The organism is Phyllobacterium pellucidum (genome assembly GCF_013327855.1).
In the GTDB taxonomy this organism is placed as follows: Bacteria; Pseudomonadota; Alphaproteobacteria; order Rhizobiales; family Rhizobiaceae; genus Phyllobacterium; species Phyllobacterium pellucidum.
On the sequence record NZ_JABUMX010000003.1, the window covers coordinates 16,607 to 31,611 of the forward strand.

Below are 15,005 nucleotides of genomic sequence, written 5' to 3' on the forward strand. Positions count from 1 at the left end.
TCACCTCGGTCCGGAGAGGTGAACCTTAGCCATTGGCATCAACGCAGCAAGATCAATTGCGCTCTTCGGGAAAGACCGGAAGCGGCATCACGTCGACACCGTCATCGAGAAGCGACTTGACCTCCTCCTGGGAAGCTTCGCCATAAATGCCGCGCTTTTCCACCTCGCCAAAATGGATCTTGCGCGCCTCTTCGGCGAAGTCACTGCCGACATAATCGGCATTCTCGCGCACCTTTCTGGTCATTTCTTTGAGCTCGCTGACCATCTTGCTCATGGCAACGGCGACCTTCTCCTTCTGACGCCCGGTCGTCACCGATGGCGCCATCAGCGCTTTGCCGATGCTGTGCGAGCCGCAAGCCGGGCAGGCTACCAGTCCCTTCCCAACCTGGGAATCGAAGTCGTCATTGCTGCGGAACCACCCTTCGAATTCATGGTCGTGCTCGCAATGGAGCGAAAACCGGATCATGATGCGACGTCGAGCCTTGTCTTTTCGCCGTCATTTTCGACGATCAATCCGAACGGACGCGCATTCTTGAGGTTCGGTACCTTCGCACGCGCGGCGGCGCTGAGTGCCGGATCGATATCGGCGACAATGATCGCGGGATCGGCGTGGGCAGCCTCTGCAAGAACTTCACCCCAGGGAGCGACGATCAGCGAGTGACCGAAGGTCTCGCGCCCGTCTTCATGCACGCCGCCCTGGGCAGCCGAGATCATGAAGGCGCCGTTTTCAATCGCCCGGGCCCGTTGCAGCACATGCCAGTGCGCCTCACCGGTCTGCCGGGTAAAGGCGGCCGGAGCCGATATAACCGAGGCACCGGCAAGCGCCTGGGCGCGGAAAAGCTGCGGGAAACGCACGTCGTAGCAGATGGCGAGCCCGAGGCGCGCAAACGGCAGATCGATAACGACGGTATCAGCGCCGGGCGCATAGACGGCAGATTCGCGCCAGCTTTCGCCATTGTCGAGATCAACGTCGAACATGTGGATTTTGTCGTAGCGTGTCAGGATCTTGCCGTCTGGACCGAATACGAATGCGCGGTTGGCAATCTTGCCGTCATCACGGGCGATCGCCGTCGACCCGATGTGAAGATGGATGCCATGTTTCGCGGCAAGCGCAGAGGCAGTTCGCACGATGACATCGTCTGCTTCGCCCTTGAGCACGCTTGCCAGCGCCTTGCGGTCCCGCTGCAAGGCACCGGTCATTTCCGGCGTCTGCACGTAGACAGCGCCTTTGCCGGCCGCATCCGCCACATATTCGGCAAGGTCAGCGGCATTGCGCTCTGGATCGACGCCGGAGCGCATCTGGATGGCGGCTGCACGAAATGACGTCATTGGATCATCCTCAAGCGAGTTCGCCGGTCTTCAACAGTGTGTCGAGCCGGCCCTGGTTTTCAAGCGCATAGAGATCATCGCATCCGCCGACATGTGTCTCGCCGATGAAAATTTGCGGGAATGTCGTGCGGCCATTGGCGCGCGCCAGCATATCCTGACGGGCCGACGGCTCGAGGCTTGCATTGTGCTCGACGAAGGCGACGCCTTTCTCCGCAAGGAGGCTCTTGGCCGCCGTGCAATAGCCGCAACCATTGCGCGTATAGATTGTTACATCAACCATTCGAATACTCCACGTTGCTCCCTATATAGGCATGAAAAATCAACGCGGAAAGACCTGAACTTTGCGACATCTCGCCGTCAGATGGGCAATTCTTTTGCAAGCGCACGGCTGAAAGTGAGAACATCGACCCTTGACGCACCCCCGCGCAGCAATGCGCGTGACGCAGCCTTGACGGTGGCCCCGGTTGTATAGACGTCGTCGATGAGAAGCACGCGGCGGCCCCGGACCTTGATTTCTTGTGCCTCCGGCACCTTGAAAGCGCCGCTCATGTTGAGCCTGCGCGCATTCGAGCCGAGACCGACCTGCTGGCGCGTGCGTTTCACACGTTTGAGCGCATCAGGATCGAAGGTCTTGCCGGCAAGACGCGCAACATGCCGGGCGAGTTCGGCCGATTGATTGAAGCGGCGAAACCAGAAGCGCCGTGCGTGGAGCGGTACCGGCACGATAATATCGCAACCGTCAAGCAGTTCGGTGCCAGCGCGCAGCATCCAGAGAGCCATCCATGGTCCAAGATCGGTTCGGTCATTATATTTCAGCCCCTGCACCATCTCGGCTACAACGCCCTCATGCACGGCTACCGAACGGGCGCGCTCGAAAGGCGGCGGATCGGCGATTGCTTCGGCGGAGAGGATTTCGGCGCCAAGATCGTGGCTGAATGGCGTCCCGAGAACGGGACAATACGGCTTCTCGATAAAGCGAACCTTGGCCCAGCATGCACCGCAAAGACTGCCGGGCTCCGCGACAAGCCGCTCGCAGCCCGAACACACCGGCGGAAACAACAGCGTGGCAAACTGGCGTGTCAGCCCTTTCGCAAGTCCATGCGCCGTCTCCTTCAAGGTTTCCGCTCGGGTTTTCATTGCAATTCGTTCCAAGGCGACGCATCTACCCGTTGACTATACATTTATCAGAGAAATTCGGAATGGAACGGCATCAGGTTTTCGATCGGGCATTGTTGCTGAAACGGCGCCTGCGGGCGTTGCGCCAACACGGCAGCTCCGCCGATTTTCTGCTCGGGCGGGCAGCCGATGATCTCGAAGAACGTCTTTCGGCAGTCGAGCGCCGCTTCGACGTGGCGGTCGATCTCGCTGGGCATAGCGGCCTCGGGGCGCAGGCTCTGCTGCGCTCGGGCAAGGTCGAGAGCATCTTCCGCGTTGAACACGATTCAAGCTTTCTTGATCGGTCGTTTCCCGGAGTTGTCGCCGACGAGGAGGCCTTGCCGCTCAAGGCCGGGTCCATAGACCTGATCATATCCCTGCTTTCGCTGCACCTGACCAACGATACGCCCGGCACGCTGCTGCAAATAAGGCGCGCCCTCAAACCCGACGGCCTCTTCCTTGGTGCCATGGCGGGTGAGAACACGCTTGGCGAACTGCGCGAATGCCTGCTCGCGGCCGAGAGTGAAATTTACGGCGGCGCATCCCCGCGCGTCGCGCCGTTTGCGGATGTGCGCGATGTCGGTGCACTGCTGCAGCGGGCCGGCTTCACTTTGCCGGTCACCGATATCGAAACCTACACGGTCCGGTACGATACCGCGTTTCACCTGATGCGCGATTTGCGGGCCATGGGCATGCAGAACGTCCTTCTCGGGCGCTCGCGCAAGCCGATGTCGCGGCGCTTCTTCGCGCGCGTTGCGGAAATCTACGCGGAACGCTTCAGTGACCCGGACCGGCGCATAAGGGCGACATTCTCGTTTATCTGGATGTCCGGGTGGGCGGCGCATGAGTCGCAGCAAAAGCCGCTGAAACCAGGCTCGGCCAAGGCCAAGCTCGCGGATTTTCTCACCAGCGTCGAAAACCTTAAGAAGAAATAGCGATCAGCAGTCGCCGCTTTGCGAACCGTCGCTTTTTATAATGCAAACCGCATTTGGCGATCGCTGCAATACGCTACGGTGAATCGTATAGGTCTTGGTCGATGGATCGTCTTTCCGGATGGAGCCGGTTGCCATCTCGTCGAGAGACCGGCCAGCGGAATAATCGACGACGGACTGCGAGCCGCGATCGGCCAGCGGCGCTATGATCAGCGCCAGTGCAATGGCAGCCGAACCGAATAGCAAAGTGATGCGCAGCAGCCCGGTACCCGCATTCATTAGCGTACCTGACAGCCGCGGTTCATCCTCGCGATAGTCTTCCTTGCGCGCCATGCCCCACCTGAACTTCATTGCCCCAATTCGGCTAAAAGTCGCTCAATCAGGTGAAGGATTCATTAACACTTGGAAGACTTGGCAATTTACAGTTGTGTTCAAAGGAGATCGATCAGAAACGGGATCAGAGGTATGTCGGCAGGCGGCATTGGATAGTCGCGCATGTCTCTTGCCCTTACCCATTTCAGCGCCTGCCCTTCCATCGGACGGGGAATACCCTCATAGCGGCGGCAGATGAACAGCGGCATCAAGAGGTGAAAAGTCTCATAGGTATGGCTCGCGAAGGTTAGCGGCGCGAGACAGGCCGGCTTGACGGTGATGCCGAGCTCTTCATGCAGTTCGCGAATGAGACTCTCTTCGGGCGTTTCACCCGGATCGACCTTGCCGCCGGGAAACTCCCAGAGCCCCGCGAGCGATTTGCCTTCAGGGCGCTGGGTCAGGAGCACGCGCCCGTCGGCGTCAACAAGGGCGCAGGCCGTAACGAGAAGGATCGGGTGCGACACGCGCTCACTCATGATCGGGCGCCTGTCTGTAGACGTAACGATAGGCTTCCTTGAAACCCAATTGTTCGTAGAGCCCGATCGCGGCGGTATTTTCGACCTCGACCTGCAGCCATGCCTTTTTTGCCCCGTGCTGTTCGGCCCACTTCAGTGCCGAGCGCACGATCGCGCGCCCCAGCCCGGCGCGCCGGCGCTCGGCTGCGGTGCTGATGTTGAACAAGCCAACAAGAGCGCCGTCCTGAACACCGATCGCGGTTGCAACCGGCTCGGCGTTCTCCTCGACGACAAAAAGTCCCTTTGAAGGTTTGATCCCGCTGATCACTTCGAAAAGGCCAGGCTTCACTGAAGGATCATCTCCCTGGACCTTGATCGAAGCATCGATGAACCTGCCGATGTCCTTGAGCGGTATTTGATCGATGGCGTCGCCGACATCGACATGCGCGAGGTCGGCAACCATGACCATCGATTCATCGAAGCGCGCCCAACCTATGCTTTCAAGATAGGTATCGAGCTCCTGTGGCGCCAGCGGCGATAGCCGGAACGTTGGCGGCCTCCCATAGGCGCGAAAGCGCTGCGCTGCGCGCGCGACGCGATTTTCCATATCGGCAACATCCCCGGGATCGAGCGGATTGACCGAATTCAGCCGTTTCGAGGGATGACTCGCGGTAATGCGAATGGCCCAGCTTCCATCGTAATGAACCGAGGACGCTGGCCAAGCCCTGAATCCAACCGCCTCAATCTGTCTGATCTTCGCCAGTTGCATTCGCTATCCTTGTATGAGCAAGCCCGCCTAGCTGCGATAATCGCCGTTGATGGCGACATATTCCTTCGTCAGGTCGCAGGTCCAAACAGTTGCCTTGCCCTTGCCGAGGCCTATATCGACTCGGATTTTGACATCCTCATTCTTCATGTAATCAGAGGTTGCGTCTTCAGAATAGTCCGGATCGCGTTCACCGTCGCGGGCAACGCGAATGTCGCCGAACCAGATGGCAAGGCGGTCGCGGTCGGCCGGTTCGCCTGCCTTGCCAACGGCCATGACAATGCGGCCCCAATTGGCGTCCTCGCCTGCGGCAGCGGTCTTGACGAGAGGCGAATTGGCGATCGACAGAGCAATGCGCTTGGCCGAACCGTCGGACTTTGCGCCGGTCACGTTGATCTCAAGCATCTTGCGTGCCCCCTCGCCGTCGCGAACGACCTGCAGGGCGAGGTTTTTGAGGATCCCGTCGAGCGCCTTCTTGAAATCTTTCAGCCGCTTGTCTTTGACCTTGGTGACAAGCTCGGCGCCGCGTTCGGCTGCCGAGCCCGTTGCAAACAGCAGAAGCGTATCGGAGGTGGATGTATCGCTGTCGACGGTAACGGAATTGAAACTTTTGCCTACGGATTTCGACAGGAGCTTCTGCAGCACATCCGACTCGATCGGGGCATCGGTCGCAACGAACGACAACATGGTCGCCATGTCAGGCGCGATCATCCCGGCGCCCTTGGCGATGCCGTTGATGGTGACCGGTACGCCGCCAAGCAGGACCGTTTCCGTCGCGACCTTGGGGAATGTGTCGGTCGTCATGATTGCGCTTGCGGCTTCCTGCCAGAAGCCGGGCACGGCCTTCTTCGTCATATCAGCAAGGAGATGGCTGAACTTGCCGGCGTCCAGAGGCTCGCCGATGACGCCCGTAGACGCGAGAAACACTTCCCCGGTTTTGCAGCCCACGGCCTTTGCTGCTGCTGCTGCGGTCAGTTTGGTCGATTCGCGGCCTTTCTTGCCGGTAAAGGCGTTGGCATTGCCCGAATTGACCACCACCGCACGCGCTTTCCCGCCTTCGAGGCTGTCGCGGCAGAAATCGACCGCAGCGGAGGGACATTTAGACCTGGTGAAAACGCCGGCGACCGCTGCCGGCTTGTCAAAGACGATCATAAGGACGTCGGTACGGCCCTTGTACTTTATTCCGGCCTCGGCAGTGGCGATCCTGACCCCATGGATATCCGGCATCGCAGGATAGTGTTTCGGTGCCAGCGGCGAGACAGACGTAGACATTGGGCGACCTCGAAAAGCGCTTTTGACAAGGTGGGAGAGCATAGGGACCCGGCGCATGAACGCCGGGTCCCTATCAATTACTGTTGCTGCTGCGCTTCCATGGCGGCCTTCATGGCCTTTTCGGTTTCAGGATCGCCATATTCGATCTTCAAGTCGCCGCGGTCCTTCTTGACGAGATCAAGATAGCGCTCGCGAATAAGGATCGACTTTACCTGCTCCTTGACCTGGTCGAATGCCGGCGGCTGCTGCACGCGCTTGTCTTCGAGCTTGATCACGTGGAAGCCGAACTGGGTCTGCACCGGCACCTTGGTATACTTGCCGATTTCGAGCTCGTTGGCTGCCTTTTCGAATTCCGGCACCATCTGGCCCGGTCCGAAATAGCCGAGATCGCCACCCTGGGCCGCCGAACCATCGGTCGACTTGGCCTTGGCAACGTCCTCGAACGATGCGCCGCCATCGAGTTCCTTGATGATGGCTTCGGCTTCTTCCTTGGTCTTCACCAGAATGTGGCGCGCCCGCACCTCATTCTGCGGCGGCATGGCAGCTATTTCCTTGTCGTACCGAGCCCGGATGTCGGCATCGGTGATCTTGTCGACGACCTGCTGCTTGAAATAGTCGTTGTGAAGCGCGCGATCCTTGAGGAATTCAAGGCGTGCCTGGAATTCCGGTGTCTGGTCGAGCTTCTCGGCCTCTGCCTTTGCCGCCAGCGACTTGATGTCGATGATTGCGGCAAGAGCGGCCAAACGCCGCTGCTCTTCCGGCAGGCGCGAAAACTGCGGATCGAGATCGGCGGCAATCTGGTCTACGTCCTTCACGGTAACTTTCTCACCGTTGACGGTCGCAAGAACCTTGTTCGGATCGACTTTCGCGGGCTCTGCCTGGGTCGCATCGGGCTTCGGAGCTTCTGTTTTTCCTGCGTCCTGAGCCATGGCCAGAGTGGAAACACCGGTCAAAAGCAAAGCAGCAGTCATCAATGAAAGGGTTTTACGTATATGCGTCATGGTCAATTTCTCCTCGGAAGGACCGGTACGTGCTAGGAATGCGGCAGAATTTTGCTATGGCGAAGCGATCAATCGCTTGCTGCTTCAACATTGACATAATTCGGGACCCCTCTTATCTGTCCATCGGCTTTGCGTCCAGATAGCTTGGCAACCATACGCTTATAGATTTGGCTTGGTGTCCGTATTGTAACAGGCATGCTTCATGCGGGCGGCGGGCGCCATTAAATGCCGGGTTTCCTGGCAAAACGGATTAGAGAGGACCAGGGATGGTCAGTTTCGGCGGCCTTGCCCGCAAGATTTTCGGCTCCTCGAACGAGCGCCGTGTCAGAGGCTTCAAACCTCGCGTTGAGGAAATCAATGCGCTTGAAGCGGAAATGTCATCACTTACCGACGAACAACTGAAGGCGAAGACCGCGGAATTCCGCGCGAAGCTCGCCGAAGGCACCAAGCTCGACGACCTGCTGGTACCGGCATTCGCGGTCGCACGCGAGGCGGCCAAGCGTGTCCTCGGCATGCGCCCCTTCGACGTGCAGTTGATTGGCGGCATGGTGCTACACCATGGCGGCATTGCGGAAATGCGCACCGGCGAAGGCAAGACGCTGGTTGCAACGCTGCCCGTCTACCTGAACGCCCTCGAAGGCAAGGGCGTTCACGTCGTGACTGTGAACGATTACCTTGCAACGCGTGACGCGCACTGGATGGGCCAGGTCTACAATTTCCTCGGCCTGACCTACGGCATCATCGTTCATGGTCTCGACGACGAGGAACGCGCAGCGGCCTATAATTCCGATATCACCTACGCCACGAATAATGAACTCGGCTTCGATTATCTGCGCGACAACATGAAGTATGAGCGCGCGCAGATGGTGCAGCGGCCCCACAACTACGCGATCGTCGACGAAGTGGATTCGATCCTCGTCGATGAGGCGCGCACGCCGCTCATCATTTCCGGTCCGCTCGACGACCGCTCCGACTTCTACAATCTGATCGACACGTTCATCCTGCCGTTGAAACCGGAAGACTACGAAGTCGACGAAAAGCAGAAGACCGCGATCTTCACCGAAGAAGGCACCGAGAAGCTCGAAAATCTGCTGCGCGATGCCGGCCACCTCAAGGGCGAAGGCCTTTACGACATCGAGAACGTTGCGGTGGTGCACCACGTCAACAATGCGTTGCGCGCCCACAAGCTGTTCCAGAAAGACAAGGACTACATCGTCCGCGGCGACGAAATCGTCATCATTGACGAGTTCACCGGCCGCATGATGCCGGGCCGCCGTTTCTCGGAAGGCCTGCACCAGGCACTCGAAGCCAAGGAACATGTGACGATCCAGCCCGAAAACCAGACGCTGGCATCCATCACCTTCCAGAACTACTTCCGCATGTACAAGAAGCTAGCAGGGATGACCGGTACCGCTTCGACGGAAGCCGAAGAGTTTGCCAATATTTACGGCCTCGAAGTCACCGAAATTCCGACCAATCTTCCCGTCCAGCGCAAGGATGAGGACGACGAGGTCTACCGGACCGTCGAGGAGAAATACAAGGCTATCATCCGTGACATCCGCGAAGCGACAGGCAAGGGCCAGCCGGTCCTCGTCGGAACGACGTCGATCGAGAAGTCCGAACTGCTTGCCGAACGCCTGCGCAAGGAAGGCTTCAAGGACTTCCAGGTCCTGAACGCCCGTTACCATGAGCAGGAAGCATTCATCGTCGCGCAGGCGGGCGTCCCGGGTGCGCTGACCATCGCCACGAACATGGCCGGTCGCGGTACTGATATCCAGCTCGGCGGCAATCTCGACATGCGGATCAAGGCCGAACTGGACGATATGCCGGCAGGCGACGAGCGCAGCGCCAAGGAAGCCGCAATCCGCGCCGATATTGCGCGGCTGAAGGAAAAGGCACTTGCCGCCGGCGGTCTCTACGTTCTTGCTACCGAGCGCCATGAAAGCCGCCGCATCGACAACCAGCTGCGTGGCCGATCCGGCCGTCAGGGCGACCCCGGCCGCTCGAAGTTCTTCCTGTCGCTGCAGGACGACCTCATGCGCATTTTCGGTTCCGAGCGCATGGACGGCATGCTGCAGAAGCTCGGCCTCAAGGAGGACGAAGCCATCGTCCACCCCTGGATCAACAAGGCGCTCGAAAAGGCGCAGAAGAAGGTCGAGGCGCGCAACTTCGACATCCGCAAGAACCTTCTAAAATACGACGACGTGATGAACGATCAGCGCAAGGTGATCTTCGAACAGCGCATCGAATTGATGGATGGCACCGATCTCAGCCAGACCACCAGGGAAATGCGCGAGGACGTCATCGACGACCTTCTCGCCCGTCATACGCCGGAAGGCGCCTATGCCGAGCAGTGGAACATCAAGCAGCTCGATGAGGACGTCCGTAACATCCTCAATCTCGACCTGCCCGTCACCGAATGGGCGCTCGAGGACGGCATTACGCCGGACGACATTCGCGAGCGCCTGACAGAGGCGGTCGAAAAGGCGGCGGCAGATCGCGCCGAGCGTTTCGGCCCCGAGATCATGGCCTATGTCGAGAAGTCGGTAATCCTCCAGTCGCTCGATGCGCTTTGGCGCGAGCATCTGGTCAATCTCGACCATTTGCGTTCGGTCGTCGGCTTCCGCGGCTATGCGCAGCGCGATCCCCTCAACGAGTACAAGACCGAAGGCTTCGAGCTCTTCCAGACGATGCTCGTCAACTTGCGCCAGAACGTGACCTCGCAACTGATGCGTGTCGAACTCGTGCGCGAAGCCGCAGCCGCCCCTGAACCGGCGCTCCCGGTCATGGAAGGCCATCACATCGACGGCTTCACCGGCGAAGATGATTTTGGCGAAGGCAGCGTCCTCGCGGTGCAGGAAGATCTTCGGGTGGTAGACCCCGCCGACCGCGATCCTAACAATCCGAAAACCTGGGGCAAGGTCGGCCGCAACGAGGCCTGCCCTTGCGGTTCCGGCAAGAAGTACAAGCATTGCCACGGCGCCTTCGTCTGAAGTCGCCCGATCAATGACTTATGAAAAGGGCCGCGCTCACCACGCGGCCTTTTTTCTCCTGTGAGCGCACACCTTCGGGGCGTTGACATTCCGAACCGTTTCTAAACGTTTACGGACTAATACCCAGGGTTGAACAAGTGGAGCGGCCTTTGCGAATTTCTGCGGTACGAACTGCAGACCTTCTATTGCCAAAACGACTGTCGGAGCAGCTTAATCCGTGGCTTTTACGCCTCGACCAGCTGTTCGACGGATCGAACCAGCATGCCGTTGCGCAGCGCGTCTCGCTTATCGCTTTTTCCGTTCGCATTTTCAGCGCCATGATCGCCCTGATTTCGCAGGTGATCTTCGCGCGCTGGATGGGCCAGTTCGAATACGGCATCTTCGTGCTCGTCTGGGTGACGGTGGTCATCCTTGGAAACCTTTCCTGCCTCGGCTTCCAGACCACCGTCATCCGCTTCGTCCCGGAATATCTAGAGCGCGGCCAGCTGAACCATCTGCGCGGCATTCTATTCACCAGCAAGACGTTTGCCGTCGGCCTTACCACCCTGGTTGCGCTTATCGGCGCGGCCGGCGTCTATATCTTCCGAGACAGGCTCGAATCCTATTACGTCGCGCCGTTTATCGCGGGCTTTATCTGCCTGCCGATGATTGCACTTGGCGATACCCTCGACGGCACGGCGCGCTCGCGCTCGTGGGCGCTTGTCGCCCTCACCCCAACCTATATCGTCCGCCCCATCCTCACCCTCATCGTCATGAGCATCGGCCATGTGACGGGTTTTGCCCCGACCGCGATGACCGCCATCATCTCGGCGATCATCGCCACCTATGCGACGAGCCTGTTCCAGTTCCTCGTCGTCCGGCACCGGTTCAAGACGGTGGTGGAGCCTGGCCCAAGGACCATAGAGTTCGGCCACTGGTTTGCGGTATCCCTGCCGATTTTCCTCGTCGAAGGCTTCTTCTTCCTGCTGACCAATGCAGATGTCCTGATGGTAGGCCGCTTCCTCGATCCCGAGAAAGTCGCAACCTACTTTGCCACGGTGAAACTTCTGGCGCTCGTGCATTTCGTCTATTTTTCAGTAAAGGCCGGGGCGGCGCAACGCTATTCCGAGCTGATGCAGAGCCACAACCAGGCGGAGCTCGGGCAATTCGCCCGCGATACGGCGCGCTGGACTTTCTGGCCTTCGCTCGCCATGGCGATGCTGCTGCTCGTTGCCGGCAAGCCGCTTCTTTACCTTTTCGGCGCGCAGTTCACCGATGGTTATCCGTTGCTTTTCATCATGGTGATCGGCGTCGTCGCCCGTGCATCGGTCGGCCCGGCGGAGAGCCTTCTCAATATGGCCGGCAGACAGAACATCTGCGCGACGGTCTACGCAGTGACGCTTGTCGTAAACATCTGTCTCAGCATACTTTTGATCCCGATCTATGGCCTGGCGGGCGCCGCCTGCGCCACCGCATTCTCAATGGTGTTTGAAGCGGCGACCCTGTCACTGACCGTCTATTATCGCCTGGGCATAACAATGTTTGTTTTTGCCGGCAGGTCTGAAGCCAAGCCCGCCAAGGAAGAAATCTGATGGCAGCCACACCCCTTCTCGAAGAATTGGCCGCTGGCCCGTCCGCACAGATCATTGCGCAGCTTTCCGGCTTCGACAATCCGGGGGATGCGGCAAAGCAGATCGAGGAATCGCTCGGCAATCGAGGCGTGCCGCGCAAGCTCTCGGTCTATTCGGCGTCCGCCGGCTTCGAACTTCTCGAAGAACTCGACTACCTGACCTACCGCACCGTCGAGCCGAATATCTTCTTCAATCCGCGCTTCCTTGCCCCGGCCATGCCTCGCCTTGACGACAGGCAGGTGCGCCTGATGGTCGTGCGCGACGAAAACGACGCCAAGAGCCGGCTGCGCTTCGTCATGCCCTATACGATCGAAAGGCCTGGCTTTGCCCTTTCGGCCTCGATCATCCGTGGCTGGGCGACTTCGTTTGGCCCGCAGGGAACGCCATTGATCGACCGCGATGACCCGATCGGCGTGCTCAATGATTTCTTCGACATGATCGGCCGCAAGCATTTGAAGCTGCCGCAGATCCTGGTCTTGCCCGACATGCTCCTCAACCGGCCGGTGGCGCAGTTGATCCGCTCGGTTGCCATGGACCGCGACCTTACGATCGAAACCGTCAACCAGGTCGAGCGGCCCTTCATCGAAAGCAAGCTCGACGGCGACGATTATCTGCGCGAAGCCATCGGCACCCGCCACGCCAAGGAGTACCGGCGCCTGTGGCGCCGCCTCGCCGAAAAGGGCAAGCTGACCTCCACCGTCAGCCGCAGCGAAGAAGACATTCGCCTCAAGCTCGAAGAGTTTCTGGCCCTTGAAGCGAGCGGCTGGAAGGGCCAGCGCGGCTCGGCGATGGCCGTCGATCGTTTCCGCGCCGCCTTTGCCCGGGAAGCTGTCAACAACCTCGCAGGACGCGATCTGGCGCGCATCCACGCGCTTGAACTCGACGGCAAGACCATCGCCGTTCTCGTCGTTTTTGTCGAAGCCGGCGAAGCCTGGACCTGGAAAACCGCATACGATGAAAGCCTCGGCGCCTATTCGCCAGGGGTGCTCCTGATGATCGAGATGCTGAAGAACCACCTCGACGATCCGAACATCGACCGGACCGACTCTTGCGCCATCCCCGACCACCCCGTCGCCTCTCGCCTCTTTCGCGAGCGCGAATTGATCGGGACGCTGGTGATCGGACTGACGCCCGGAGCTGACCGCGCCGCACGCCAGGCGGCGTCGCAACTCCACCTCTACCGACGCACCCAGAACCTTGCCCGCGCCCTGCGTGAGCGGATACGGGATTTCACCCGGCGGAAGTAGTTCGCTGCGAGTGCGTGCCGCCCGGCGCTTACTTGGGAGCCGCGCATGACGCCGTTGTCCTACCTTGGGCCAACTGGGTGTTCACCCATGCGGCGCTCAGCGACAGGACCTCTGACATCCGGTTTCGGCCGTCCAGATCCACCATTCCGTGGTCGAAGCTCGGAAATTCCCAGTATGTAAGATTACACCGTTCATTTTTTGCAAAGAGATCCGCCACCGATCTAGCATTGGCGACCGGGGTGGAATCGTCCTTGCCACCCTGGATAAGCAAAAGTGCGGACTTCGACAGAAGCATTGCATCCACAGCGCGGCGATCTATGGCGTCAGCCCAAAAGCGGTAGCTCGATCCAGCCCACACTTCGCTGCTTTGGGGGTTCTCCCGCGCCTTTCTGAAAGCTTCATCGACTGGCGGCCATTGGTCCCTGGGGACCGCATTCCGCGCCATTTCATCCATGATCGACTGCCGCACCATCTCACCGAATGTAACGCCGCCTCCCGTCGATAGGAGGACGGCCGCGTCGGCATCGATTTCCGGAGCAAGGCGGGCGGCGACACCGCCTCCCTCGGAACCTCCGAACAGGACGATTTTGCCGTCCCACCAGGTCTCGTCGCGGAGCGGCGTCAAAACCTGCTTATAGTCCGCGACGCGCTGCCCCATCGTGTGGTGGGCACGGAACGTCTCCGAACATCCCTTGTCGAACGGGTCGGCTGGGTCATCCCCCGGACCAACCCCATACTTGTCGACCATGAGGGCGGCGAAGCCGGGAAACGCCTTCCGTGCAACACCCAGATTCTTGCTGGCCAATGCCGACTGGCACCCCGAGCCTTGCGCGAGGATGATGATGCCAGCCCTGGCATTCTCCGGCCTGTCGAGGTACCAGTTGATGGTGCTGCCGTCTGGCCGCTTCGTCTCGTGACATTCCGGCGCGGCAGCGGCGGCGGATGCCAGTACACCAACAGTTAGTGCCGCCACAGCGAGGCGAAGCGATTTGAAATTAAGCCATCTGTAATAATCGTTCAATCTCTGCGATCTCCAGGACATTTACCTCGAATATACGCCCGGACGTTCCCATTCCTCAATCGCCAATTCGAAAAGTTTCGCATTTTCAATGCGTTACAATCATGCCGTGTAAATTGCCGCTATACTTCAGACCGTCGCCGTCCGCTTCTCCCACTCGGCGACAATCGCCTCGCGTGCGGCAATCGACGGAGCGATGCGCTCTCTCGCCAAGGCCAGGAGCTGCGGCGAAGCCTGCCGGGGGGTGCCTGAGGAAAATGGCGGATGCGGATCATATTCGAGCGAAAGCTGGACGCGTTCTGCCTCCTGCTGCCCCATGAGTTCTGCGACGACCGCCAACCCGAAATCTATCCCTGCAGTTACTCCGCCGGCGGTGATGAGATTTCCGTCCTTGACGATGCGGGCCTCGACATGGGTCGCGCCGAAACGGGCGAGATAATCGACTGCATTCCAATGCGTTGTCGCCCGCTTCCCCTTTAGCAGTCCTGCAGCGCCGAGGACGAGTGCCCCCGTACAGACCGAGGTCACGTAACGCGCGCCAGCAGCTTGTTCGCGCACAAATTGCAGCACGTCTTCATCCAGGAGTAATGCGTTGACGCCGGCCCCGCCCGGTATGCAGATCACATCGAGCTGAGGGCAATCGGCGAGCGTATGTGTCGGCGTCAGCATGAGGCCAGTTGCCGAGCGTACCGTGGCGAGATCCTTCCAGACAAGGTGCATCTGCGCACCCGTGGCAGAGGCGAACATTTCATATGGACCGGTAAGATCGAGTTGCTGGACATTTGGAAAAACAAGAAATCCAAAGCGAAAAGACATGGGCAAACTCCTTATTGACTTCTGGCAGTTTACGACATC

At 59.5% G+C, this 15,005-nt stretch carries 15 protein-coding genes; 4 read left to right on the forward strand and 11 right to left on the reverse strand.

Annotated elements, in window-relative coordinates:
• Positions 1 to 52 precede the first annotated feature (52 nt).
• The 4 genes from HQ945_RS13290 to HQ945_RS13305 form a co-directional block, all read right to left on the reverse strand.
• Complete coding sequence (locus tag HQ945_RS13290) at positions 53 to 466, reverse strand: DUF1178 family protein (protein ID WP_113281458.1); 414 nt, start codon at positions 464 to 466, stop codon at positions 53 to 55.
• Positions 463 to 1,329 carry a carbon-nitrogen hydrolase family protein gene (locus HQ945_RS13295; RefSeq protein WP_113281457.1) on the reverse strand — a complete coding sequence of 289 codons (867 nt, stop codon included), beginning with the start codon at positions 1,327 to 1,329 and terminating at the stop codon, positions 463 to 465. The genes HQ945_RS13290 and HQ945_RS13295 overlap by 4 nt, the downstream gene beginning before the upstream one ends.
• A gap of 10 nt (positions 1,330 to 1,339) precedes the next feature.
• Entirely contained in the window at positions 1,340 to 1,609 is a 270-nt protein-coding gene (grxC, locus tag HQ945_RS13300) for a glutaredoxin 3 (protein ID WP_091921308.1), read from the reverse strand.
• A 77-nt stretch (positions 1,610 to 1,686) separates the two neighbouring features.
• On the reverse strand, positions 1,687 to 2,466 hold the full coding sequence (locus tag HQ945_RS13305; protein ID WP_113281456.1) for a ComF family protein: 780 nt from the start codon (positions 2,464 to 2,466) through the stop codon (positions 1,687 to 1,689).
• A gap of 62 nt (positions 2,467 to 2,528) precedes the next feature.
• On the opposite strand from HQ945_RS13305, the gene HQ945_RS13310 reads away from it, so the two are divergent.
• Positions 2,529 to 3,419, forward strand: a complete 891-nt coding sequence (locus HQ945_RS13310) for a methyltransferase domain-containing protein (protein WP_113281455.1) — start codon at positions 2,529 to 2,531, stop codon at positions 3,417 to 3,419.
• 3 nt (positions 3,420 to 3,422) lie between these two features.
• Here the strand turns inward: HQ945_RS13310 and HQ945_RS13315 are convergent, their stop codons facing one another.
• The 5 genes from HQ945_RS13315 to HQ945_RS13335 all read right to left on the reverse strand — a co-directional run bounded on the left by HQ945_RS13315 (position 3,423) and on the right by HQ945_RS13335 (position 7,282).
• Positions 3,423 to 3,767: a hypothetical protein gene (locus tag HQ945_RS13315; RefSeq protein ID WP_343051230.1), complete on the reverse strand. Its 345-nt coding sequence runs from the start codon at positions 3,765 to 3,767 to the stop codon at positions 3,423 to 3,425.
• Positions 3,768 to 3,847: 80 nt separating this feature from the next.
• On the reverse strand, positions 3,848 to 4,264 hold the full coding sequence (locus tag HQ945_RS13320; protein ID WP_027229672.1) for a (deoxy)nucleoside triphosphate pyrophosphohydrolase: 417 nt from the start codon (positions 4,262 to 4,264) through the stop codon (positions 3,848 to 3,850).
• Entirely contained in the window at positions 4,257 to 5,012 is a 756-nt protein-coding gene (locus HQ945_RS13325; RefSeq protein WP_027229673.1) for a GNAT family N-acetyltransferase, read from the reverse strand. The genes HQ945_RS13320 and HQ945_RS13325 overlap by 8 nt, the downstream gene beginning before the upstream one ends.
• Positions 5,013 to 5,039: 27 nt before the next feature.
• On the reverse strand, positions 5,040 to 6,281 hold the full coding sequence (argJ, locus tag HQ945_RS13330; protein ID WP_113281454.1) for a bifunctional glutamate N-acetyltransferase/amino-acid acetyltransferase ArgJ: 1,242 nt from the start codon (positions 6,279 to 6,281) through the stop codon (positions 5,040 to 5,042).
• A 77-nt stretch (positions 6,282 to 6,358) separates the two neighbouring features.
• Entirely contained in the window at positions 6,359 to 7,282 is a 924-nt protein-coding gene (locus HQ945_RS13335) for a peptidylprolyl isomerase (RefSeq protein WP_174208175.1), read from the reverse strand.
• Positions 7,283 to 7,548: 266 nt separating this feature from the next.
• Between HQ945_RS13335 and secA the strand changes: the two genes are divergently transcribed.
• From secA to bspF, 3 genes are all read left to right on the forward strand, one after another.
• Positions 7,549 to 10,275, forward strand: a complete 2,727-nt coding sequence (secA, locus tag HQ945_RS13340) for a preprotein translocase subunit SecA (protein ID WP_091921302.1) — start codon at positions 7,549 to 7,551, stop codon at positions 10,273 to 10,275.
• Between the two features lie 149 nt (positions 10,276 to 10,424).
• Positions 10,425 to 11,846 carry a lipopolysaccharide biosynthesis protein gene (locus tag HQ945_RS13345; protein ID WP_174208176.1) on the forward strand — a complete coding sequence of 474 codons (1,422 nt, stop codon included), beginning with the start codon at positions 10,425 to 10,427 and terminating at the stop codon, positions 11,844 to 11,846.
• On the forward strand, positions 11,846 to 13,132 hold the full coding sequence (gene bspF / locus HQ945_RS13350) for a type IV secretion system effector crotonyl transferase BspF (protein WP_174208177.1): 1,287 nt from the start codon (positions 11,846 to 11,848) through the stop codon (positions 13,130 to 13,132). The genes HQ945_RS13345 and bspF overlap by 1 nt, the downstream gene beginning before the upstream one ends.
• A gap of 28 nt (positions 13,133 to 13,160) precedes the next feature.
• Here the strand turns inward: bspF and HQ945_RS13355 are convergent, their stop codons facing one another.
• Complete coding sequence (locus HQ945_RS13355; protein ID WP_246272683.1) at positions 13,161 to 14,153, reverse strand: alpha/beta hydrolase family protein; 993 nt, start codon at positions 14,151 to 14,153, stop codon at positions 13,161 to 13,163.
• A 126-nt stretch (positions 14,154 to 14,279) separates the two neighbouring features.
• Positions 14,280 to 14,966 carry a DJ-1/PfpI family protein gene (locus HQ945_RS13360; RefSeq protein WP_113281450.1) on the reverse strand — a complete coding sequence of 229 codons (687 nt, stop codon included), beginning with the start codon at positions 14,964 to 14,966 and terminating at the stop codon, positions 14,280 to 14,282.
• Positions 14,967 to 15,005 lie beyond the last annotated feature (39 nt).